An 18,879-nucleotide genomic window follows, 5' to 3' on the forward strand; every position below is an offset into this window, starting at 1 on the left:
TCCACACGCCTGCTCGTACACGGAAGACTCCCGGTTGTCGGGTGACGACTGAACCGGGCCCAGTATTTTCGCTCAGGGTACGGGTCGGGGATACCGTCAGCCACCTGCTTGCGGGTAGGGCTGTCCCCCGGCGAAAGGGCCGTCCAGGGCCGCCCATTGCAGGAGCATGATGGTCTTGCCGTCGGTGATGCGTCCGTCGCGGGTCATGGCGAGAGCCTCGGAGAAGGGCAGTTCGAGGACCTCGATGTCCTCGCCCTCCTCCTCGATTCCGCCGCCGGTTCCGGTCCGGTCGCCGGGGGAGTAGGGGGCGGCGAAGAAGTGGAGACGCTCGGTGACGGAGCCGGGGCTCATATAGGCGTCGAGGACGTGGGTGAGCCGGCCGAGGGTGACGCCGAGTTCCTCGGCCGCCTCGCGGCGGATGGCGGCGGGCGGATCGTCCGCGTCGAGCAGCCCCGCGGCGGCTTCGACGAGCATGCCGTCGGGGTGGTCGTTCACGTAGGCCGGGTAGCGGAACTGGCGGGTGAGCAGGACGCGTTCGCGTGCGGTGTCGTAGGGCAGGACGACCGCGCCGTTGCCGCGGTCGTATGTCTCGCGTGCCTGCCTTTCCCAGCGTCCGTCGCGGCGGCGGTAGTCGAACGTGGTGCGTCGCAGGACGTGCCAGCCCTGAGAGGTGAGTTCGACGTCGCGGACGACGACGTCCGGGTTGCGGCGCAGATCGCGTCCCGCCTGGTCGAGGCCGATGCGGCCGCGGTGGTCGGGGATGTCCACGCCGGGCCGGGGTGTCATGCGTCCCCCTGCCGGTTCAGGGGCGGGATCCGCGCGATGTCGTAGTAGACGGGCAGGCCGCGGCGGCGTGCCGTGGCGACGTCCTGGTCGGCTCCCCGGGAGTCGCCGGGCAGGCGCAGCACGGCGTCGCAGCGGGCCAGCAGGCGTTCGGCGGCCGGGTACAGCACCTCGTCGGCGAGGGGATCGGTGGGGCCCGCGCCGGCCGAGCGCAGAACGGGCAGGGCGATCCATTCCCCGATGACGGGAAGGTGGCCGGCGGCGAAGACGGGCCATGCGGCCGCTTCGAGCCGTGCGAGGTTGGCGGCCATGGCCCGCGGATCGCCGTCGGTGCCGGAGCGATAGGGCCCGGCGATGAGGATGAGCATGGGCTTGTCGGACATGGGCGCTACAGTACATGCAGAAACGTGCAAGAACAGGAGAGAATGCGGATGCTGGCTGCTGAACGGCGTGACCACCTGCTGGGCCTGCTCGCCCGCGAAGGCAAGATCGTCGCCAAGGACGTGGCCGCCGAGCTGCGGATTTCCGAGGACACCGTGCGGCGCGACCTGCGCGACCTGGCCGGCGAGGGGTTGTGCCAGCGGGTCTACGGCGGCGCGCTTCCCGTTTCACCGGCGGTGGCGGACTACGGTGCCCGGCAGGCGGTGGCTCCGGACGGCAAACGGAAGGTCGCCTCGGTGGCCGCCGGTCTGGTGCGGCCCGGCGGCGTGGTGATCCTCGACGGAGGTACCACCGCCCTGGCCGTCGTCCATGCGCTTCCGAAGGAGCTGGCCTGCACGGTGATCACCCACAGCCCGACGATCGCCGCCGCGCTGCTCGACCATCCGCGAGCCGAGGTCTTCGTACTCGGCGGCCGCCTGTTCAAGCACTCGGCGGTCACCTGCGGCGCGGCCGCCGTCGAGGCCGCGCAGAACGTCTCCGCCGACCTCTTCCTCCTCGGCGTCACCGGCGTGCACCCCGAAGCGGGACTCACCACCGGCGACGCCGAGGACGCCGCGATGAAACGCGCCCTCGCGGCACGGGCCGCGGACACCTACGTCCTCGCCTCCTCCGAGAAGATCGGCACCGCCTCCCGGTACCGCGTCCTGCCCTGGGAAGAGGTCAGCGGACTCATCACGGACGCGGCCCCGCACGACCCGGTGGTCGAACAGCTCACGGCGGACGGTGTCGAAGTGCTGACGGCGGGCTGACCGTCACGGGCCCGACTACGAGGCGGCCGCCCGTCCGCCCACCCCGCTCGCCGCGGGCGCGGTCCCGGTGGGGCACCGTCCCGCCGACCCGGTTCGCCGCGCGTATCCGCTGGGCGGTCCCGGCGAACTCATGGGGTGTCTCGGGAAGCCGTCCCTCGCCCGGATCGGCCTCCACCGACAGGACGGGCCGGAGCCTGCTCGCCGCCACCGCGACGGAGCGAGCGCGCGCCCGAAGACCACGCCGGCGGACGCGGCGCGCGGTGAGACGAAGGCGGGCCCTGCCGCCGGCACCCTCTCAACGAGCGTGTACGTACGCGGAGCCCGCGATGCGGAGCGCGGTGTGGGCGTCGCGGCACCGCTCCCGGGCCGTCTCCAGCGCCGCCTCCACCTCGGGCGCGAACCGGCCGCCGTCCGCCGGGCCCAGGACTATGTCGTGCAGGTCCACGGCCGTCCGCCACGCGGTCTCGGCGGCGCCCGGAAGCGCGGGATCCGAGACGACGAGCAGTCCGACCCGGTCCCGGGCGACCGTCGCCGCGCTGCGGGTGGTCGCCCGGGCTGTGCTCGGCCCGGCGCGGTGGGGGGCCGGGCGCTGCCGGTGCGGTGGCCGTGCGCGGAGGGCTCGGCGCGGCGCCGTCGCGCGGTGGCGTCGTCCGGTGACCGCCCGGCCCACGGCGTCCGCCTCACCGCTCGGGCCGCACCGGATGCCTGCTCATGATCGAGACCCGGTTGAACGCGTTGATGGTGACCGCCACCCAGATCACCGCGGAGATCTGGTCGTCGGTGAGCACCGCGCGGGCGGCCGCGTACGCCGTCTCCTGTGCGGCTGTGTCGGCCGGCGCGGTGGTCGCCTCGGCCAGGGCGAGTGCCGCGCGTTCCGCGGGCGTGAACAGTTCCGTGTCCCGCCAGGCGGCCAGCACTCCCAGGCGCGGTGTCGTCTCGCCGGCGCGCAGGGCGGCGCGGGTGTGGACGTGCAGGCAGTAGGCGCAGCCGTTGATCTGGGACACGCGCAGATTGACCAGTTCCACCAGGGACCGGTCGAGTCCCGCCTCGGCGGCGACCTTGCGGACCGCCTCCGAGGTGCGGACCAGGGCGTCGTAGGCGGCGGGGCTCTGCTTGTCGATGTAGATCCGCCGGGGCGCGGATCCCGGTGCGATGCTGGTCAACTCGGAATTCCTCCGGACGGCGTCGGTGTTGACGAGGAAGTTGTTGAATGTGAAACTATCATGGGTGGAAGGCGGAACTCGATGAGCAGGACGGAAGCGGAGGCCATGGAGAGCCACGGCGAAGCGGGGCGGGACGGCGGGCGGACGGACGGCGAGGTCGAGATCCTCACCCCGCGCGACGTGCCCCTGGGCGGACCGCGCGCCATGACCGTACGGCGTACGCTGCCGCAGCGGTCCCGGACCCTGATCGGCGCCTGGTGCTTCGCCGACCACTACGGCCCCGACGACGTCGCCCGCACCGGAGGCATGCGCGTTCCCCCGCACCCGCACACCGGGCTCCAGACGGTGAGCTGGCTGTTCAGCGGGGAGATCGAGCACCGCGACAGCCTCGGCAGCCACGCCCTCGTCCGGCCGGGGGAGCTGAACCTCATGACCGGCGGACACGGCATCAGCCACTCGGAGTTCTCCACCGAGCGGACCTCCGTCCTGCACGGCGTCCAGCTGTGGGTGGCGCTGCCGGACGAACACCGCCACACCGCCCGCGACTTCCGGCACTACGTGCCCGAGCCCGTGCGGACCGACGGCGCCGAGATCAGGGTGTTCCTCGGGGCGCTGGCCGGGTCCGTCTCGCCGGTGCCGGCCTACACCCCCCTCCTGGGCGCCGAGATCGCCCTCGCGCCGCACGCCTCGGTCACCCTCGCCGTGGACCCCTCCTTCGAACACGGGCTCCTCGTGGACCACGGGGACGTCCGGCTGGCCGGAACCGTGCTGCGCCCGGCGCAACTCGGGTACGTGCGCCCCGGCCGGCGCACTCTGACACTGCGCAACGAGTCCTCCGGCCCGGCCCGGACCGTCCTGCTCGGCGGCACCCCCTTCGAGGAGGAGATCGTCATGTGGTGGAACTTCGTCGGGCGCAGTCACGACGACATCGTCCTGGCCCGGCGGGAATGGGAGGACGCCTCCGACCGGTTCGGCGCCGTCGAGGGCTGCGTCGCCGACCGGCTGCCCGCCCCCGCCCTGCCGAACGCCACCATCCGGCCGCGCAGCAATCCGCCGCGCTGAACCCGCCGCCCCCGAAAGGACATCCGATGACCGAGCCCGCCACCGAACCCACCGTCGAACGAAGAGACGACCGGCACCGCTACGAGATCCTGGTCGCCGGCGAGCGTGCCGGTCTCACCGCCTTCCGCGACCGCGGCGAGCAGCGCGTCTTCTACCACACCGAGATCGACGACGCCTTCGCCGGCCGCGGCCTGGCCGCACAGCTCGTCGGACAGGCCCTCGCCGACGTGCGCGCCCAGGGCAAGCGGATCGTGCCGGTGTGCCCGTACGTCGCCAAGTACCTCACCAAGCACGACGAGTTCGCCGACATCACCGACCCGGTGACCCCCGACGTGCTCAGCTGGCTGAGGGAGCGCAAAGCCGCCTGACCGGCGGCCTCGGCGCCGAAGAGGCCGGGACCGTACCCCGAGGTACGGTCCCGGCCTTTCAGGCGCGGTCAGGACGCCCTCATGGCTGCTGCCACGTCGCGCCGCGGCCTTCGAGAGTCGGTGGACGGCGGCGTGCGCACCGGTGAAGGTCTGCGTGCAGAGCAGGCCGGGGCCATAGACGCCGCCGTGCTTCTTGACCACGTCGGTGACGGCGCCGTACGTCTGCGTCTCCTGGTCCCGGCGTACCTCCAGCGACACCTGCGCCCACGTCACCGGCACCGCGCCGGCCCGGATCATGGCTGTACGTCGTGCTCGTAGGGGCCGACTCCGCCGACGGCGCCGGTGACGACGTAGATCTCGTGGCCCTGGGCGAGCGCGGGCCCGGCGTTCGGTGAGCGGGCCGCCGCCGCGGCGACCGTCGCCAGATTCTCCGCGCTATCGGCCGCTGAAGAAGTCGGTGAGGGCGGCGGCGACGGCCTCGGGCTGCTCCTCGGGGATGTAGTGACCGGCGTCGGGCACGATGACGCCGGTCACGTTCTCGGCCCACGGGCTGATGGAGGCCGCCATGTCCGGGATCGAGCCGTGGCTGCTGGAGATTCCGAGGACGGGCACGGTCGGTCGCCGTTGCTCGAGTGCCGCGCGGTTCTTGCGCGCGGACTCGGCGGCGTCGCGGTAGCAGGCGAGGCCGGCGCGCAGGCCGCCGTCGACGGCGAGGGCCGCGCCGTAGTGTTCGAGCTCCGCTTCCTCGAACGCGTCGGGCGCGAGGGACTTGGTCTTCAGGAACCAGCTGACGTACTCCCGCTCACGGCCCGCTATCAGCGTCTCGGGAAGGCCGGGCACCACATGGAACGCGAAGTGCCAGGTCTTGAACGCCAGAGCCGGGTCGAGGGGGATCGCTTCCGGCATGGTGATACCGGGAATCCCGGCGTCGAGCAGCGCGACCCCGCGCAGTCGGCTCTCGTGGTTCAGGGCGAGGGAGAAGGCGACCCAGGCACCGATGTCGTGCCCGGCGAGCCAGTAGTCCCCCACGCCGAGAGCGCTCACGGCGGCCTGGATGTGCGCGGCGACCGTGTGCGTGTCGTAGCTGAGCTCCGGATGCTCCGAATTGCCTTGGCCCGGCCGGTCGATCGCTATGACCCGGAACCGATCGGCGAGAGCGGGCATGACCTTTCGCCAGGCCCACCACGTCTGAGGGAACCCGGTGAGCAGGACGACGGCCGGTCCGTCCGGCCGACCGCCTTCGACGGCGTGCAGGCGGACGCCGTCGGCGTCGACCCAGCGGTGCGTGAATCCGGCCAGGTCGTGCAGGGGCAGGGCGGGGACGGGGTTGGTCATGGGAATCCTCCATCGAGGCGGGTGGACCGTGCTTCGACGCTAGCACGTCTTGAACTGATCAGTTCAAGATGGGAGGATGGGACGCATGGCAGGCAAGAAGCAGTTCGACATGGACACGGTGCTCGACGCCGCGATGATCCAGTTCTGGCGCTCCGGCTACGCCGACACCTCGCTCGACGACCTGTCCCGGGCGACCGGCCTGAACCGCAGCTCGATCTACTCCTCGCTCGGCGACAAGGACGCGCTCTTCCTTCGCTGCCTGGATCGCTACGCCACGCGCTACGGCGACAAGTACGACGCCGCCCTCTCGTGCGCGGCCGAGGACCCCGTCGCCGCCGTCCGTGCGTTCTTCGACGTCACCCTGGGGCGCATCGCCGATCCCGCCGTGCCCGATGGATGCCTGATGGCCCAGTCGGTCATGGCGAGTCCGGCGCTGAGCCCGAGGGTCGCAGAGCACGTCAAAGAGTTGTTCGGCCTCCAGCGCCCGCGCCTGCGCGCGGCGCTGAAGGCCGGCGGAATGTCCGACGAGGACGCCGAGGACTTCGCCGTACACGTAGCGGCCGTGAACCAGTCTCTCGCGGTGATGGGCAGGGCCGGGGCGAGCCCGGAGCAACTGCGGGCGATCGTCGGCGTGACCGTCGACGCGCTCGCGCGGGCGCTGAGACCGGTCGGATAGCCGGCGTACGGGGCGGGGGAGTCCTCCCTCCAGGAGAGACGGACATACGCATCACGGAGCCCTGCACGGCGGTGACCTGCGCCGACGTGCAGGGCTCCGTCGTGCCACCGTGTTGCCCGTTGTCCGGTGGTCCAGCGTCGTGGCCGTGCTCGGCACCCTGGCCGGTGCCGCCCTGGCGGGATACGTCCAGCGGTCCGGTGACCGGCGCGCCCGGGAACACGCGCACTGCCAGGAGGTGACGGAACCGTTGGAAGGGCAAACCGTTTCGACGGCCATGACCAGCCGTCGTGGATGCCGCCGAACCCTTGAGGAGTCCTGACCGATGTCACACCGTGCTCGGCGATGCCCTGGCGCAGTTCCTGGTGCCGATCACCCGCTGCGGGCGGCCGTTCGTGGTGGGCAGGCCGGCCGTGTCCCGCGCGGCCCGGAACCCTATGGGCGGGTAAAGGTGAAGGTGATGCCCGCCTGGCCGGACAGTTCACCGCCGGAGCCCAGCAGGGAGACCGTGCCCTTCGCGCTGATCTCGGCGCTGAAGGTCACCTCGTTGAGCCGGAACTCCCCGGCCCCCTGCGGCAGCGAGGCCAGCACGTCCCGCATGGTCGCGACGAAGTCGTGCAAACGGGCCTGCAGTTGCGCGGCGGGGATCTCCGTCCTGGCCACCCGCCATTCGTCCAGGCGCCGCAGGGACAGCCGGTCGGTGCGGTTCTGGTCGGTGTCCTCCAGGCCGAGGACGCTGATCGTTCCGACGGGCTCCGGGTCGGCGGTGGTGTGCTCAGTAGTGGTCTGCTGGGGCAGGGTCACGGGGTTGCTCCTCGGGAGTCGGGCGGATATGCAGGTCGGGGTCGGCGTAGGCGGCGTAGCTCAGACCGAGCGGGTTGGCCAGGGTGTGCAGCAGGTGCCGACGGCTTTCCAGCAGCGCCCGGCCGAGGGGGAGGCGCCGGATGAGGAAGCGTTCGTAGAGGGCTTGGGAGAAGGCCGCAGCGACATCGTCGGGGATCTCTGTCTCTGTGCCGATGAACCCGCGGTTGCCGTTCATGAGGAAGAGGTACGGGAAGGACGGCGCGTCCTGGGCGCGCATCCGGCCCGAGCCGCAGGCGTTCATCGTCACCAGCGGCAGTTCGAAGTCACGCTCGTCGTGGCTGATGCCGAGGCTGACCAAGTCGGCTCCGAGGCTGCGCAGGGTGGTGCGGGAGTGGTGTCCGGCGCCGCTCAGTTCGATCTCCGCGGCGAGGGGGTCGCCGGATCGGGTGTAGCAGTGGCAGGCGAAGTGTTGGAGTTGGTCGGGCAGGGCACGGCGCCCGCCGTCGAGGAGGAGCCGGGGGTCGAAGATCTGCTCGGCGAGACTGGGCCCGCCTTCCGCCGCGTGCGGGTAGGGGCCCTCCAGGTCGACGTGGGCATGCGCGGCCCCGGTGAACCAGGCGAGTTCCGCCCTGGCCCCCGAGAGGTGCTCGTCGTAGAAGTAGCGGGCCGGGAGTCGGCCCTGCGGTCCGGTGTGTAAAGCGGTGGCTCCGGTGCCGCCGCGGATCGGGGCGGGGAGCATGGCGCGGCGTACGACGCAGGAGAAACCCACGAGCGTGCCGCATGCGGTGATGAAGGCCGTGCGGTCCTCGACGGGCGGCCCAGGGGCGATGCCGAGCAGGGGCAGGAACTCCAGTGGCAAGAAGCTGTCCCGGGGCCCGACGCATTCCACGAGCGGCGGCGGCAGGGTGGGGTTCCGGGCGAACGGAATCGCCTGTCGCCAAAACGCCTGGAGGTCCCTCAGGACGGTCTGCCGGGCGCCGAAGAGGACGAACAGCAGGGTGCGGCCGAGACCGTGCAGGCACTGGAACACCCGGTCGAGGTCCTTGCCGTCCTCGACGGCAAGGGACGGCAGTTCGTCCTTGAGGCGGGTCAGCCCCAGGTCCAGCTCGTGGCGGACCCGGGTCAGGGCGTCGCTGCCGACAAGGGTGAGGGACAGGGGCGGTACGTCAGGTCGGCGTGCGCGGAAACCCAGGGTGGTGGCCTCACTGGTCGTCATCACGCGCACGGTGACGTCGGGCGGGTACGCCTGTCTCATCTGCCGGGTGCGTCCTTGCCTCGGGTACCCGATGTCTCGGACGCTGCCGGCGGTTCCGGTGCGGCCTCCGCCTCGATTCTGAGAGCGGTGACCTGGATGAGACGGCCGGCCTGGTAGAGCTGGAACCACACCTCGTGGGTGCCGGGCTGTTCGGGTAACCGGAAACCGAAGGGCGTCTGCACCTCGTGGGCGACACTGAGGCTCTTGCGCTGAGGGAGCGGGGTGAGGGTTGAGCTGTCCACCATGGCTTCGAACGGCACGCTGCCGGCCTCTTGGCCGCCCTCGATACGGATCGGCTCGTAGACGAAGAACTCCTTCCCCGCGCCGGCGGCGACAAGGGCGGCCGTGTTCTGGGCGCGCCGGTCGCGTACGACGGAGAGCATCAGGCTGATCCGGCCGCCCGCGGTGGCTTTGAGCGTGCCGCGCTCGGCGCGCAAGGGCGGTTCGGTGTTCTCCGCGCGCCGGTCGGGCTCGATGGCCAAATATCCGAGGAAGTTCGTCAGCGGCGGACCGGTCACGGTCTCGTCGAGCGAGGTGCGGACGACGGCGCCCATCTCCCGCCTCAGGCTCTGAACGAGTTCGGTGAGCTGGTCCTTCAGACGGTTGCCGATCGGCTCGGCGGTGTCGCGGGCGAGCCGGGACAGGTGCTCCTCCTGGAGCGTGACCGGGGCCGGGCTGCGCGGGAGCAGGGTCTCAGAGGCGTCGCGGAGGGCCGAGCGGACCTCCCTCCGCACCTCTTCCCGGATGTCGCGGCGCAACCTGTCCAGGTCCGTCGGGTCGGTGGCCGGCCGCCCACCCGGTTCGGCGACCGTGCGCCGGTGGCGCAGACGCACAGGAGGGGAGTCAGGGAGGCGGTCACCGCTCAGGGCATGGGCCAGAAGGATCATGCTGTGCGTGTCCTCGGGGAGTTCCAGCTGCATGGTGCGGGCGAGGTCGTAGCGCAGGACGTCGACTGCCTGCGCCTTGGCCATGGTGCTCTCGATGAGTTGTCGGCGGGCCTGTACCACGGCGAACACGGCCGGCGGCAACGGCCCGACGCCGACGAGCACGGCGAGGAGTGCCGGGTCGAGGGCATCATCCGCGCGCCCCGAGTGGGTGGCGGTGAGGTAGGCGACCACGGCCCAGACGGCCGCCGTGCACAGGGCACTGGCCGCGATGAGCCGCCAGATCAGCACCCTGCGTTCCGAGCGGCGGACGCGCTGCCGGATGGCGGGCGGGGCGATGACTTCCACCCGGGGCCACATCTTGTCGATGGCGAGGCCGGTGCGCAGCGTGGTGTCCCGGTGGACGGCCGCGACTCCCGGCGACAGCAAGGGGTGGCTGAGCAGATGGCGGAGGGTGGTACCGCCGCCGTGGGCCGGGATCAGCTTGGCGTGGCCCAGCTGCTGGTCGAGGAACCGGCGTTCCCGTTCCCGGACCTCGCGCTCGCGGTACGCGCGCTCCCTTTCGTACGCGTGGGCGTCGGGGAACCGGTACGTGGACCTGGCGATGTCGTCACGCTCGTCCGCCACGCGTTGTGCCGTATCGCGCACCGCGCGCACAAGCGTCGCGACCCGGCTCGGAGCGAGCGTGGTGTCCAGCCAGCCCAGGACAACCGTCTGGAGGACGAGCAGGAGCGCGGCCGACACCACGAGCCCGCTGACGCGCACCCACACGATCAGCGTGGCATCGTCCCACTCCCACCACTTCCAGGCGGCCCAGAGGACACTCCCCAGCGGTACGACGAGCCCCGCGAGCTGCGCTCCCGGCGGACCCGTGTCCAGGGGCCGTCCGCGCAGCCTCCACAGGACACCGGTCACGGCGGCCGAGAGCAGCAGGGCCGGGACCGAGCCGAGCAGCACCGGCACGGGGACGTTGACGTCCCGGGCGAAGGCATCGATCACCACGCCGAGGACGCCCGCCGCGGCGGTGGAGGCGAACATGAGGAAGTTCGCCCTCTCGGCTTCCGACGCATTGCGATCGTCGAGCAGCCAGAACAGCGCCGCCAGCAGCACCGACAAGACGCCCACCAGCCAGGCCAGCCAGAGGGGGCCCCGCGCGGCACCGCGGACGGTCAACCAGACGCCGCACAACCCGGTCAGCGCGAACGCCCCGACGGTGCGGAAGCTGTCGGACGGGGTGAATCCGTTGCCGTAGGTGACGCCGATGCGGATGGCATGCCATGTCGCGAAGGAGACAAGGGCGAGCATCAGCCCGCCTGCCCCCGCCTCCACAGCCAGGTCGTCGCGGGCGGCACCCGCGACGATCAGGAGCAACTGGGCGAACAGGCAGGTCGCCAGCAGGCCGTTGGCGCGTAGGTGTCGCTTTCTCGCCTTGGCCGAGGTGGACGCGGTAGGGGGCCTTGCCGGTCCGAGGCGGGCGGCGGCCAGTGCGGCGAATCGCCAGGCCGACGCGGCGAGCGCCAGCCAGAGCGCCAGCCGGACCAGAGCCGTGGAAAGGTCGTGCACCGGCATGGTGACAGCGAGGACCGTTCCCACTGCCGCGCCGCATACGGAGACGGCCGCGGCGGCGATGCCAGTCCGTCGCCGCACCGTGTTCGCTGTCATCGCACCCCCGTTGCCGCTCCCGCCGGCCAGTATTGCCATTCACTGAGGCTGCCGCAGGCTCTCTGGCGAAGTCCGGCCGACCGACGAGTGGAGAACAGGCGGGAGCCGCACCCCTTCCGGCGTCGGCGCGGTACGCCGTTCCGGCAGAGGTCCGGGACCGCCGGATGACCGACGAACAACCGCCCTTGTGACGCTTGGCCTTCGCCGTGTCTCGAGCAGGGGCCGGCTGCGCATGGATGGGTGGAGGAGCAGGTGCGGACTGCCGCTCGGGTGGCCACGCTGATCGGCAGGAAGCTCCGAGCCGAAGTCAGTGATCCGGCGAAGCACGGTGTGACACTGCCGCTGACGGGTGGCGCCGGGGACTTACGTGAACCGTCGGCACCGACGTCCGACAGCACCGACGCGAGGACCCCGGCGACACCTGCCGGGGTCCTCGCCGTTCAAGATTCTTGAACGATCACTTGTCGGGGCAGCCTCCCCGCACCACACTCAGCCCAGACGCCACCGCTGCTGGGAGCCGCCGTGGCAGGGCCACTGTAGGACCCTGTCGCCGTTCGAGAGGCCGCCGGTAGCCTGGTCGACCTCGAGACACTGGCTGCTGTGCCTGGCCTTGAACTGGAAGCGGCTGCCCACGGCAATCTTCTTCCATTGTTGGTGGACCCCGCCGTGGCAGGGCCACTGCAGAACCCCGGCGCCGGGCGCGAGGCTGGCATTGTCGACTTCCAGGCACTGCCCACTGTGTTCTACCTGAAGTTGAACGTAGCCGTTGTTCAGGTCGTTTACTCGCCACAGTTGGTGCTGGTTGCCCGTGCAAGACCACTGCACGGCTTTCGTCCCCTGGGCAAGCGAGCCAGTGCTGACTTCGAGACACTTTTCGCTGCGCTGGTTGCGGACCAGTACTCCTCCGTCCGCCGCGGCGGACGGAGCGGAAATTCCGCTCACCGCCAGCGAGGCCGCCATGATGGCCACATGCCGTGACGCTTGAGGGCACTCACCATAACTCCCCACCTCTCTTCAGGATTGGAGTTTCTTGACTGTAGAACTAGCGGCGCGATGCCTCGTGCACGACCTGCACTGGTCCGGTCGGCAGCCCAAGCACGCCTTGTGTTTCCTTGGCATGGCGCCGACTTCCCAAGCTTCCCCTGGCGTCCATCCGGGTGCAACTTCAGCAGTCAACGCACTTCAACACTGACGCTCCACGCGAGTAGATGCAGATCCGGCATGGTGGGAAAACGCTCGCTCGCAGGGGTGAACGTTGCGGCGGTCCGATTGGCGGGAGGCGTGAAAGGGGAGACGCGTGTTCCGAATGACTGGTGATCAAGGAGGAAGAGGGTCATCGGAAAGCAAGAACTCATCGACGCGGTGAAGTTCACGTCTGGCAAGGCGTTCCAGGGCGCTGCGAATAAACGCTGATGCTGATATCCGGCACCATCCGGCGCGGGTAATGGTGCGGGCCTTCTCTTCCAGTACCGCCCAGTCGCCTCGTCCCGTGCATTCTCGATGACGAGGGCGGTGTGGGCTGCGGTCATGAGCTGGTGGCGGGAGCGTTCGTCTAAAGGCAAGGGCGCGGTCGGGTCCTTCCAGCGGAGGCACGCCGAACTGGGTGGCCCCGTCGGCGGCGGCACGCTGTTCCTCGGCGCGCTTGGCGGCGAGCCACTCTTCCTTGGAGGCGGTGTCGTTGCTGTGGGGCGGCCTTCCAGTAGTCGGTGCAGTCTCGTACGGCGAGCCGGCGGGCGAACCCGGCCCGCGGAGACGGAGGGAGAGTTCGCCGTCGCGCAGTCGGGCCTACGCTCGGCGGGTGGTGGCCGTGCTGCGGGCCGGTGATGTGGGAGGTTCGGTGCTCACGGCTGGACGGGGCGGTGCCGGAGTGCTGTGTGGGGGCAGGACGGCGACGGTCGCACCGAGGTCTTCGGCAGCGTCGTGGACTTCCTGGGTGAGGAAGGCCAGTTGGCGGCCGAGGGCGGCGAGCCGGGCGCCGATCTGCCGGCCGCGGACGGTGTGGCAGGGCGTAGGAGAAGCGGGCCGCGGTGTCGAGGAGGCGTTCCAGCCGGACCAGGGGCCCGGCATCGTAGCCGGGCCGTGCGGCGGTGAGCGCGCCTCGGAGACCTCGCCGACGGTGCGGGCCTCGATGACGTCCTGGAGCAGTTCTTGGGCGGGCCGCTCGAGCGTGGGCTCGGGCCGGTCGGAGCGGGAGGCGGCGTCCGGGCGCAGGACTCCGGGCGGGACCGCGCGGAGCAGGGCCTGGCCGGCGGCCAGGGCGATGACGTGGAGGTGTCGTCCTGCGGTGTCGGCCTGGTGGCGCGGTCGTGCGGCGGCGGTGGCGTGCGACGACCGGGCCGCCTACGCTCCGAACGCAGGATCAAGGCCGCTCCCCTCCCCCGCGACAGGAGCCCGCGGGCGTTCGACTTCGACGCCAACCCCAACATCGACCCGGTTACCGTCAATACGCTCGCCACCTCGAGTGGGCCAAGAAGGGTGAGCCACTCTGCCTCATCGGTGACTCCGGCACCGGCAAGTCGCACCTGCTGATCGCGCTCGACACCGAGGCCGCGATGCCGGTTGGCGGGCGGTGGGCGGTGTTCGGGTGTTCTGGTTCGAGGACAGCGGCCTGGCATTTGACGGCGCTGCGGACGAAGTCGCGATGTCCTACGCGGAGTACTGCCTCACTGGCCGAGTTTCCCGGCCGGGGTCGGCCAGGCGGAGGCCGCGCCCAGACCTTGGTCAAGGTGTGGGTTCACTCCGTACCGTTCGGCGATCTCGGAAGTGATGAAGCCGGGTCGGACCAGCTCGAGGCGGAGGAGTCCGTAGTGAGGCCGGCACGATGGCTCGGGGTTCCTCCCCGGCCGTCACGCTTGGTTACTATGCTCACTTCGTGCCTTGGGGCCGGAGCCGAGGGCCCGCGGCGATCGATGGACTGCTGGGGAGGAGGGGACATGAGCGTGCCGGTTGAAACTCCCCAGATTCTCCCCAGGGCTCATCGTGGACATATGCACGGACTGCAGCGCCTTGGACCGGACCATGGAATGCGAGGCCAGCGAGTGGGGAGCCTTCGAAAGTGTTGAGAGAAGTCGCCGCTACCCGCTACATCGAACCCTTGCGCTCGGGTGGCTCCGTCCCCGGGGTCGTCGAGGCCGATGACCTCGGTACGTACGTCGTGAAGTTCACCGGGTCCGCGCAGGGGCACAAGGCGCTGGTCGCCGAGGTCATCGTCGGGGAACTCGCCCGGGCGCTCGGTCTGCGCTTCCCGGAGCTGGTGCTCGTGCACTTCGACCCGGCCATCGCCGCCGCCGAGCCGCATCAGGAGGTGCGGGACCTGCACGGCGCCAGCGCGGGGGTGAACCTCGGCATGGACTATCTGCCGGGGGCCCGGGACTTCACCCCGGAGATCGCCCGGACTTTCGCGGTGGACCCGCTGGAGGCCGGCCGGATCGTCTGGCTGGACGCGCTGACCGTCAACGTCGACCGTACGGTCCACAGCTCCAACCTGATGGTCTGGCCCACGCTCGGCACCGCGCCGGCCCGGCTGTGGCTCATCGACCACGGCGCCGCCCTCGTCTTCCACCACCGCTGGGACACCACGACCCCGGGCCGCCGGTACGACTTCCGGCATCACGCCCTCGGCCACTACGGCCCCGATGTGCGCGCCGCCGACGCCGAGCTGGCGCCCCGGGTGACCGAGGAGCTGCTGCGCGGGATCGTCGCCGAGGTGCCGGACGCCTGGCTCGCCGAGGACGCCGGGTTCGCCACGCCCGACGACGTCCGGGACGCCTACGTCGGCTATCTGCTGGACCGGGTGCGGCTCTCGGCCGAGTGGCTGCCCACCGACTTCCCGAGCCGCGAGCAGCTGGCCGCCGAGGAGGCCGCCCGCGCGGCCCGCACCCAGGCGGGCCGCCCGGACTGGCTGAAGCGCGTCCCCGACCTGCACGGCAAGCCGGCGGCGGAGCAGGACTGGTCGGCGCACCTGGGGTGAGCCGGGACACGGCGAAGGGCCCGGGGGGAAGCCCCCGGGCCCACTCGTGGCGGTGACGGTCAGCCGCGCAGCCGCTCGTACGCCGGCAGGGTGAGGAAGTCGGCGTAGTCCTCGTCCAGGGACACCTGGAGCAGCAGGTCGTGCGCCTCCTGCCAGTGGCCGGCCGCGAAGGCCTCCTCGCCGATCTCCTTGCGGATGGCGTCGAGTTCCTCGGCGGCGACCTTGCGGGCCAGCTCCGGGGTGGCCTTCTCGCCGCCCGCGAACTCGACCCCGGCGTTGATCCACTGCCAGATCTGCGAGCGGGAGATCTCGGCGGTGGCCGCGTCCTCCATCAGGTTGAAGATGGCGACGGCGCCGAGCCCGCGCAGCCAGGCCTCGATGTAACGGATGCCGACCTGGACGGCGTTGACCAGGCCCTCGTACGTCGGCTTGGCGTCGAGCGAGTCGATGGCGATCAGGTCGGCCGCCGCCACGCGCACGTCCTCGCGCAGCCGGTCCTTCTGGTTGGGCTTGTCGCCGAGGACCTTGTCGAAGGACTCCATGGCGATGGGCACCAGGTCGGGGTGGGCGACCCAGGAGCCGTCGAAACCGTCGTTCGCCTCGCGGTCCTTGTCGGCGCGGACCTTCTCGAAGGCCACCTTGTTGACCTCCGGGTCCTTGCGGGACGGGATGAAGGCCGCCATGCCGCCGATGGCGTGCGCGCCGCGCTTGTGGCAGGTGCGGACCAGGAGTTCGGTGTACGCCCGCATGAACGGGGCCGTCATCGTGACCGCGTTGCGGTCCGGGAGGACGAACCTGGCGCCGCCGTCACGGAAGTTCTTCACGATGGAGAACAGGTAGTCCCAGCGGCCGGCGTTCAGCCCGGAGGCGTGGTCGCGCAGTTCGTAGAGGATCTCCTCCATCTCGTACGCCGCCGTGATCGTCTCGATCAGGACGGTGGCGCGGATGGTGCCCTGCGGGATGCCGACGTAGTCCTGGGCGAAGACGAACACCTCGTTCCACAGCCGGGCTTCGAGGTGCGACTCGGTCTTGGGCAGGTAGAAGTACGGGCCCTTGCCGAGGTCGAGCAGCCGCTGGGCGTTGTGGAAGAAGTACAGCCCGAAGTCGACGAGGGCACCGGGGACCGGCGTGCCGTCGGCGTCGACGAGGTGCCGCTCGGTCAGGTGCCAGCCGCGCGGGCGCATGACGACGGTCGCCAGCTCCTCGTTCGGCCGCAGCGCGTACGACTTGCCGGTGCGCTCGTCGGTGAAGTCGATGTTCCGGGTGTAGGCGTCGATCAGGTTGAGCTGGCCGAGGACGACGTTCTCCCAGGTGGGCGCGGAGGCGTCCTCGAAGTCGGCGAGCCAGACCCGCGCGCCCGAGTTGAGCGCGTTGATGGTCATCTTCCGGTCGGTGGGTCCGGTGATCTCGACGCGCCGGTCGTTCAGCGCGGCCGGGGCCGGGGCGACCTTCCAGGAGTCGTCCGCGCGGATGGCGGCCGTCTCCGGCAGGAAGTCGAGGGTGGAGGTGCGGGCGATCTCGGCGCGGCGCTCGGCCCGGCGGGCGAGGAGTTCGTCACGGCGCGGGGTGAACCGCCGGTGCAGCTCCGCCACGAAGGCGAGCGCCGCGTCGGTGAGGACCTCCTCCTGCCGGGGCAGGGGCTCGGCGTCGACGATGGCCAGCGGGGACGGCGCTGGTGCGGACATGAGCTGTCACTTCCTTCAGCGGTGGCACCGGGTGCCAAGTGGCACGAATAGGACAGACAGCGCCCACTGTGCGGTCGGACGCTTCTGAACAGTGGATAGTAGTTTCCTCATCGTGGAACTTCAATGGTCTGTTGATGTCGAGATTCTCTGAGTCGAGCGAAGGTGGCGCTGGGTGCCACCCCGTTCACTCAAGGTGGCTCAGGTCCGCCTCGGTGTCGATGTCGTACGCCTCGGCCACATCCCCGCACTCCACGAGCCGCAGCTCCGCCCGGTGCGCCAGGAGATAGGCCCGGGCCCCGCGGTCGCCGGTGGCCGCCTCGGCGATGCCCGCCCAGTGCGCCGCCCCGAACAGCACCGGATGGCCGCGTACCCCGTCGTAGGCGGCCGAGACCAGCGACCGCTCGTCCCGGTAGGCACCCAGCACCCGGGCCGCCGCGGCCGGTCCGATGCCCGGCTGGTCGACCAGGCCCGCCAGCGCCGCGCGCATCCCCGTGCCGGCGAGCGAGGCCAGTCCCGCGCGCAGCGAGGAGCCCATGCCCTCGGTCCAGTCCGGGTTGTCCACCAGCACACAGCCGTCCAGTGCGGCGCGGGCCCGCACCTCGTCCGCCGCCGCGCCCAGCACCACATGGATCCGTCCGCACCCGGCCGCGCGCAGCACCTCCACCGCGTGCTCGACCAGGGGCCGCCCCCGGTGCGTCAGCAGTGCCTTGGGGCGCCCGCCGAGCCGTCGGCCGCCGCCGGCGGCGAGCAGCAGCCCCGCGATCTCCCCGTGAAGTTCCCGGTTCTCCGTCATGGCTCCTGCATACCCGGCGGCGACGGCGACCGGCCGCGGTGCCGAGGTCCGGCGGCGATGGAATCCGGCCGCGCCACCGGAGCCGGCGTCGACGGAAACCGGCCGCGTGCGCGGTGCCGGTTCCGTTGGGCTGAATTTCGGTCCGCGCTGTGGCGCCGGGGCCCGGAGGTGGCGTTTACTGGCCCGCGCACAAGGGCGTGCCGACGGGGAGGGCTGTGTTGCGGAGCTTGGGGCAGAGGCCGGTGACCGGCATCGACGAGGACCCGAGAGTGGCGGAATTGCGTACCGCCGTGTCCCGGCTGCGCCGCCAGCTCGCGGCGTTACCGGCGGACTTCCCCGACCGGGCGATAGCCGAGGACGAGCTGGCGGCCCTGGCCGCGATGGCCGCCGGAGGCGTCCCGGAGATCCCGCGGCTGCGCGCCTCCCTGCTGCTGGTCGCCGGCGCGATCGGCTCGATGAGCGCGCTGGCCCGGGGGCTGTCCCAGGTACGCGCCGCCGTGGATCTGTTCGGCGAGCCGCCGCGGGCCTAGCCGGCCGCCGACGGGGATGTGGCCGGGCTTCGGTGGGGTCGTCATGGGGCATCGCCGGGTGGCGGCCGGGCGTCAGTCCGGTCGTGGCCGGACTTCGGCAGGGGCGCGACCAGGTGTCGGCCGGGTCGTGATCGGACCTTGGCTGGAGTGTGACCAGGTGTCGGCCGGGGCCTGGCCAGGCGTCGGTGCCAGGCGCATCGCGGTCCGGGGCCGGGGCGGTCGCGCGTCGGCCGGGATGCGGTGCGAGGGCGTCCCGGATCCGGGTCAGCGGCCGTTCCGGCAGCCCGGTGCCGCCGGGATCTCACGGCACCGCTGGTCCTCGTGGGACTGCCCCGCGGCACCGCCGGCGATGAGCAGGCAGACCACGGTGGCCATGAGGCCTTGGGCGACCACGGTCACGACGGCCCCGGCCCGCGCGGCGATCACGGCCGCCACGAGGGCGACCGCCCCGACCACGCCGGCGGCGATCAGGTAGTTCCACAGGGGGTCGGCCGTGACGGTCGATGCCGGGTCGAGGTCGAACCCGGAGAACCACCACAGGCCGAAGATCACGACCAGGGCGGCCAGTTCCAGGAACACCAGCCCGCAGCCGGCACCGATGTCGGCACCCCGGTCGGCGTGCCGGTGCGGCCCGGCGTCGCCGGTGGCGTCGAAGGCCGGCGGGGCGACGGGGAGATCCATGCCCGCCACCCTGCCCGCGAGGGCGGGCCGGGCGCATGAGT

Annotated in this window: 18 protein-coding genes and 1 pseudogene; 7 read left to right on the forward strand and 12 right to left on the reverse strand. The window is 71.4% G+C overall.

The window, feature by feature from the left end; genetic code table 11:
- Nucleotides 1-96: 96 nt before the first annotated feature.
- Together IE251_RS15070 and IE251_RS15075 are read right to left on the reverse strand one after the other, a co-directional pair.
- Nucleotides 97-786 (reverse strand): NUDIX domain-containing protein, encoded by a 690-nt coding sequence (locus IE251_RS15070; RefSeq protein WP_189753453.1) that lies wholly within the window; start codon nucleotides 784-786, stop codon nucleotides 97-99.
- Nucleotides 783-1,166: a DUF4406 domain-containing protein gene (locus IE251_RS15075; protein ID WP_189753454.1), complete on the reverse strand. Its 384-nt coding sequence runs from the start codon at nucleotides 1,164-1,166 to the stop codon at nucleotides 783-785. The genes IE251_RS15070 and IE251_RS15075 overlap by 4 nt, the downstream gene beginning before the upstream one ends.
- A 48-nt stretch (nucleotides 1,167-1,214) precedes the next feature.
- Between IE251_RS15075 and IE251_RS15080 the strand changes: the two genes are divergently transcribed.
- Entirely contained in the window at nucleotides 1,215-1,973 is a 759-nt protein-coding gene (locus tag IE251_RS15080) for a DeoR/GlpR family DNA-binding transcription regulator (RefSeq protein ID WP_189753455.1), read from the forward strand.
- 295 nt (nucleotides 1,974-2,268) lie between these two features.
- Here IE251_RS15080 and kilB read toward each other — a convergent pair whose 3' ends face one another.
- Both kilB and IE251_RS15090 read right to left on the reverse strand, forming a co-directional pair.
- Complete coding sequence (gene kilB, locus IE251_RS15085) at nucleotides 2,269-2,643, reverse strand: plasmid transfer protein KilB (protein ID WP_189753456.1); 375 nt, start codon at nucleotides 2,641-2,643, stop codon at nucleotides 2,269-2,271.
- 10 nt (nucleotides 2,644-2,653) lie between these two features.
- Nucleotides 2,654-3,136, reverse strand: coding sequence for a carboxymuconolactone decarboxylase family protein (locus IE251_RS15090; protein ID WP_189753457.1), 483 nt, complete (start codon nucleotides 3,134-3,136; stop codon nucleotides 2,654-2,656).
- An 81-nt stretch (nucleotides 3,137-3,217) separates the two neighbouring features.
- Here IE251_RS15090 and IE251_RS15095 point away from each other — a divergent pair, with 81 nt between their 5' ends.
- Both IE251_RS15095 and IE251_RS15100 read left to right on the forward strand, forming a co-directional pair.
- Nucleotides 3,218-4,198, forward strand: a complete 981-nt coding sequence (locus IE251_RS15095) for a pirin family protein (RefSeq protein WP_373302002.1) — start codon at nucleotides 3,218-3,220, stop codon at nucleotides 4,196-4,198.
- A 26-nt stretch (nucleotides 4,199-4,224) separates the two neighbouring features.
- On the forward strand, nucleotides 4,225-4,566 hold the full coding sequence (locus IE251_RS15100; RefSeq protein ID WP_189753458.1) for a GNAT family N-acetyltransferase: 342 nt from the start codon (nucleotides 4,225-4,227) through the stop codon (nucleotides 4,564-4,566).
- 435 nt (nucleotides 4,567-5,001) lie between these two features.
- On the opposite strand, the gene IE251_RS15105 is transcribed toward IE251_RS15100, so the two are convergent.
- Entirely contained in the window at nucleotides 5,002-5,901 is a 900-nt protein-coding gene (locus IE251_RS15105) for an alpha/beta fold hydrolase (RefSeq protein WP_189753459.1), read from the reverse strand.
- 85 nt (nucleotides 5,902-5,986) lie between these two features.
- On the opposite strand from IE251_RS15105, the gene IE251_RS15110 reads away from it, so the two are divergent.
- Nucleotides 5,987-6,577 carry a TetR/AcrR family transcriptional regulator gene (locus IE251_RS15110; RefSeq protein ID WP_189753460.1) on the forward strand — a complete coding sequence of 197 codons (591 nt, stop codon included), beginning with the start codon at nucleotides 5,987-5,989 and terminating at the stop codon, nucleotides 6,575-6,577.
- 432 nt (nucleotides 6,578-7,009) lie between these two features.
- Here the strand turns inward: IE251_RS15110 and IE251_RS15115 are convergent, their stop codons facing one another.
- The 4 genes from IE251_RS15115 to IE251_RS15130 form a co-directional block, all read right to left on the reverse strand.
- Entirely contained in the window at nucleotides 7,010-7,378 is a 369-nt protein-coding gene (locus IE251_RS15115) for a Pepco domain-containing protein (protein WP_189753461.1), read from the reverse strand.
- Nucleotides 7,350-8,633, reverse strand: coding sequence for a CHAT domain-containing protein (locus tag IE251_RS15120; protein WP_189753462.1), 1,284 nt, complete (start codon nucleotides 8,631-8,633; stop codon nucleotides 7,350-7,352). The genes IE251_RS15115 and IE251_RS15120 overlap by 29 nt, the downstream gene beginning before the upstream one ends.
- Entirely contained in the window at nucleotides 8,630-11,086 is a 2,457-nt protein-coding gene (locus IE251_RS15125; protein ID WP_189753463.1) for a hypothetical protein, read from the reverse strand. The genes IE251_RS15120 and IE251_RS15125 overlap by 4 nt, the downstream gene beginning before the upstream one ends.
- Nucleotides 11,087-11,668: 582 nt before the next feature.
- Nucleotides 11,669-12,139, reverse strand: a complete 471-nt coding sequence (locus IE251_RS15130; RefSeq protein WP_229896793.1) for an RICIN domain-containing protein — start codon at nucleotides 12,137-12,139, stop codon at nucleotides 11,669-11,671.
- A gap of 1,363 nt (nucleotides 12,140-13,502) precedes the next feature.
- Between IE251_RS15130 and IE251_RS15135 the strand changes: the two are divergent.
- A pseudogene (locus IE251_RS15135) lies at nucleotides 13,503-13,734 on the forward strand (ATP-binding protein); the annotation flags it as partial.
- Nucleotides 13,735-14,234: 500 nt separating this feature from the next.
- Nucleotides 14,235-15,149 (forward strand): HipA family kinase, encoded by a 915-nt coding sequence (locus IE251_RS15140; protein ID WP_189753465.1) that lies wholly within the window; start codon nucleotides 14,235-14,237, stop codon nucleotides 15,147-15,149.
- Nucleotides 15,150-15,208: 59 nt separating this feature from the next.
- Here IE251_RS15140 and aceB read toward each other — a convergent pair whose 3' ends face one another.
- Both aceB and IE251_RS15150 read right to left on the reverse strand, forming a co-directional pair.
- Nucleotides 15,209-16,834: a malate synthase A gene (gene aceB / locus IE251_RS15145; protein ID WP_189753466.1), complete on the reverse strand. Its 1,626-nt coding sequence runs from the start codon at nucleotides 16,832-16,834 to the stop codon at nucleotides 15,209-15,211.
- Between the two features lie 184 nt (nucleotides 16,835-17,018).
- The gene (locus IE251_RS15150; RefSeq protein WP_189753467.1) at nucleotides 17,019-17,627 is read right to left on the reverse strand and encodes a nucleotidyltransferase family protein; all 609 of its coding nucleotides are present in this window, start codon (nucleotides 17,625-17,627) and stop codon (nucleotides 17,019-17,021) included.
- Between the two features lie 215 nt (nucleotides 17,628-17,842).
- Between IE251_RS15150 and IE251_RS15155 the strand changes: the two genes are divergently transcribed.
- Nucleotides 17,843-18,157 carry a DUF5955 family protein gene (locus IE251_RS15155; RefSeq protein ID WP_189753468.1) on the forward strand — a complete coding sequence of 105 codons (315 nt, stop codon included), beginning with the start codon at nucleotides 17,843-17,845 and terminating at the stop codon, nucleotides 18,155-18,157.
- Between the two features lie 264 nt (nucleotides 18,158-18,421).
- Here the strand turns inward: IE251_RS15155 and IE251_RS15160 are convergent, their stop codons facing one another.
- On the reverse strand, nucleotides 18,422-18,838 hold the full coding sequence (locus tag IE251_RS15160) for a DUF6234 family protein (protein ID WP_189753469.1): 417 nt from the start codon (nucleotides 18,836-18,838) through the stop codon (nucleotides 18,422-18,424).
- Between the last annotated feature and the right edge of the window lie 41 nt (nucleotides 18,839-18,879).

This window comes from Streptomyces eurythermus (genome assembly GCF_014649115.1).
GTDB lineage: Bacteria > Actinomycetota > Actinomycetes > Streptomycetales > Streptomycetaceae > Streptomyces > Streptomyces eurythermus.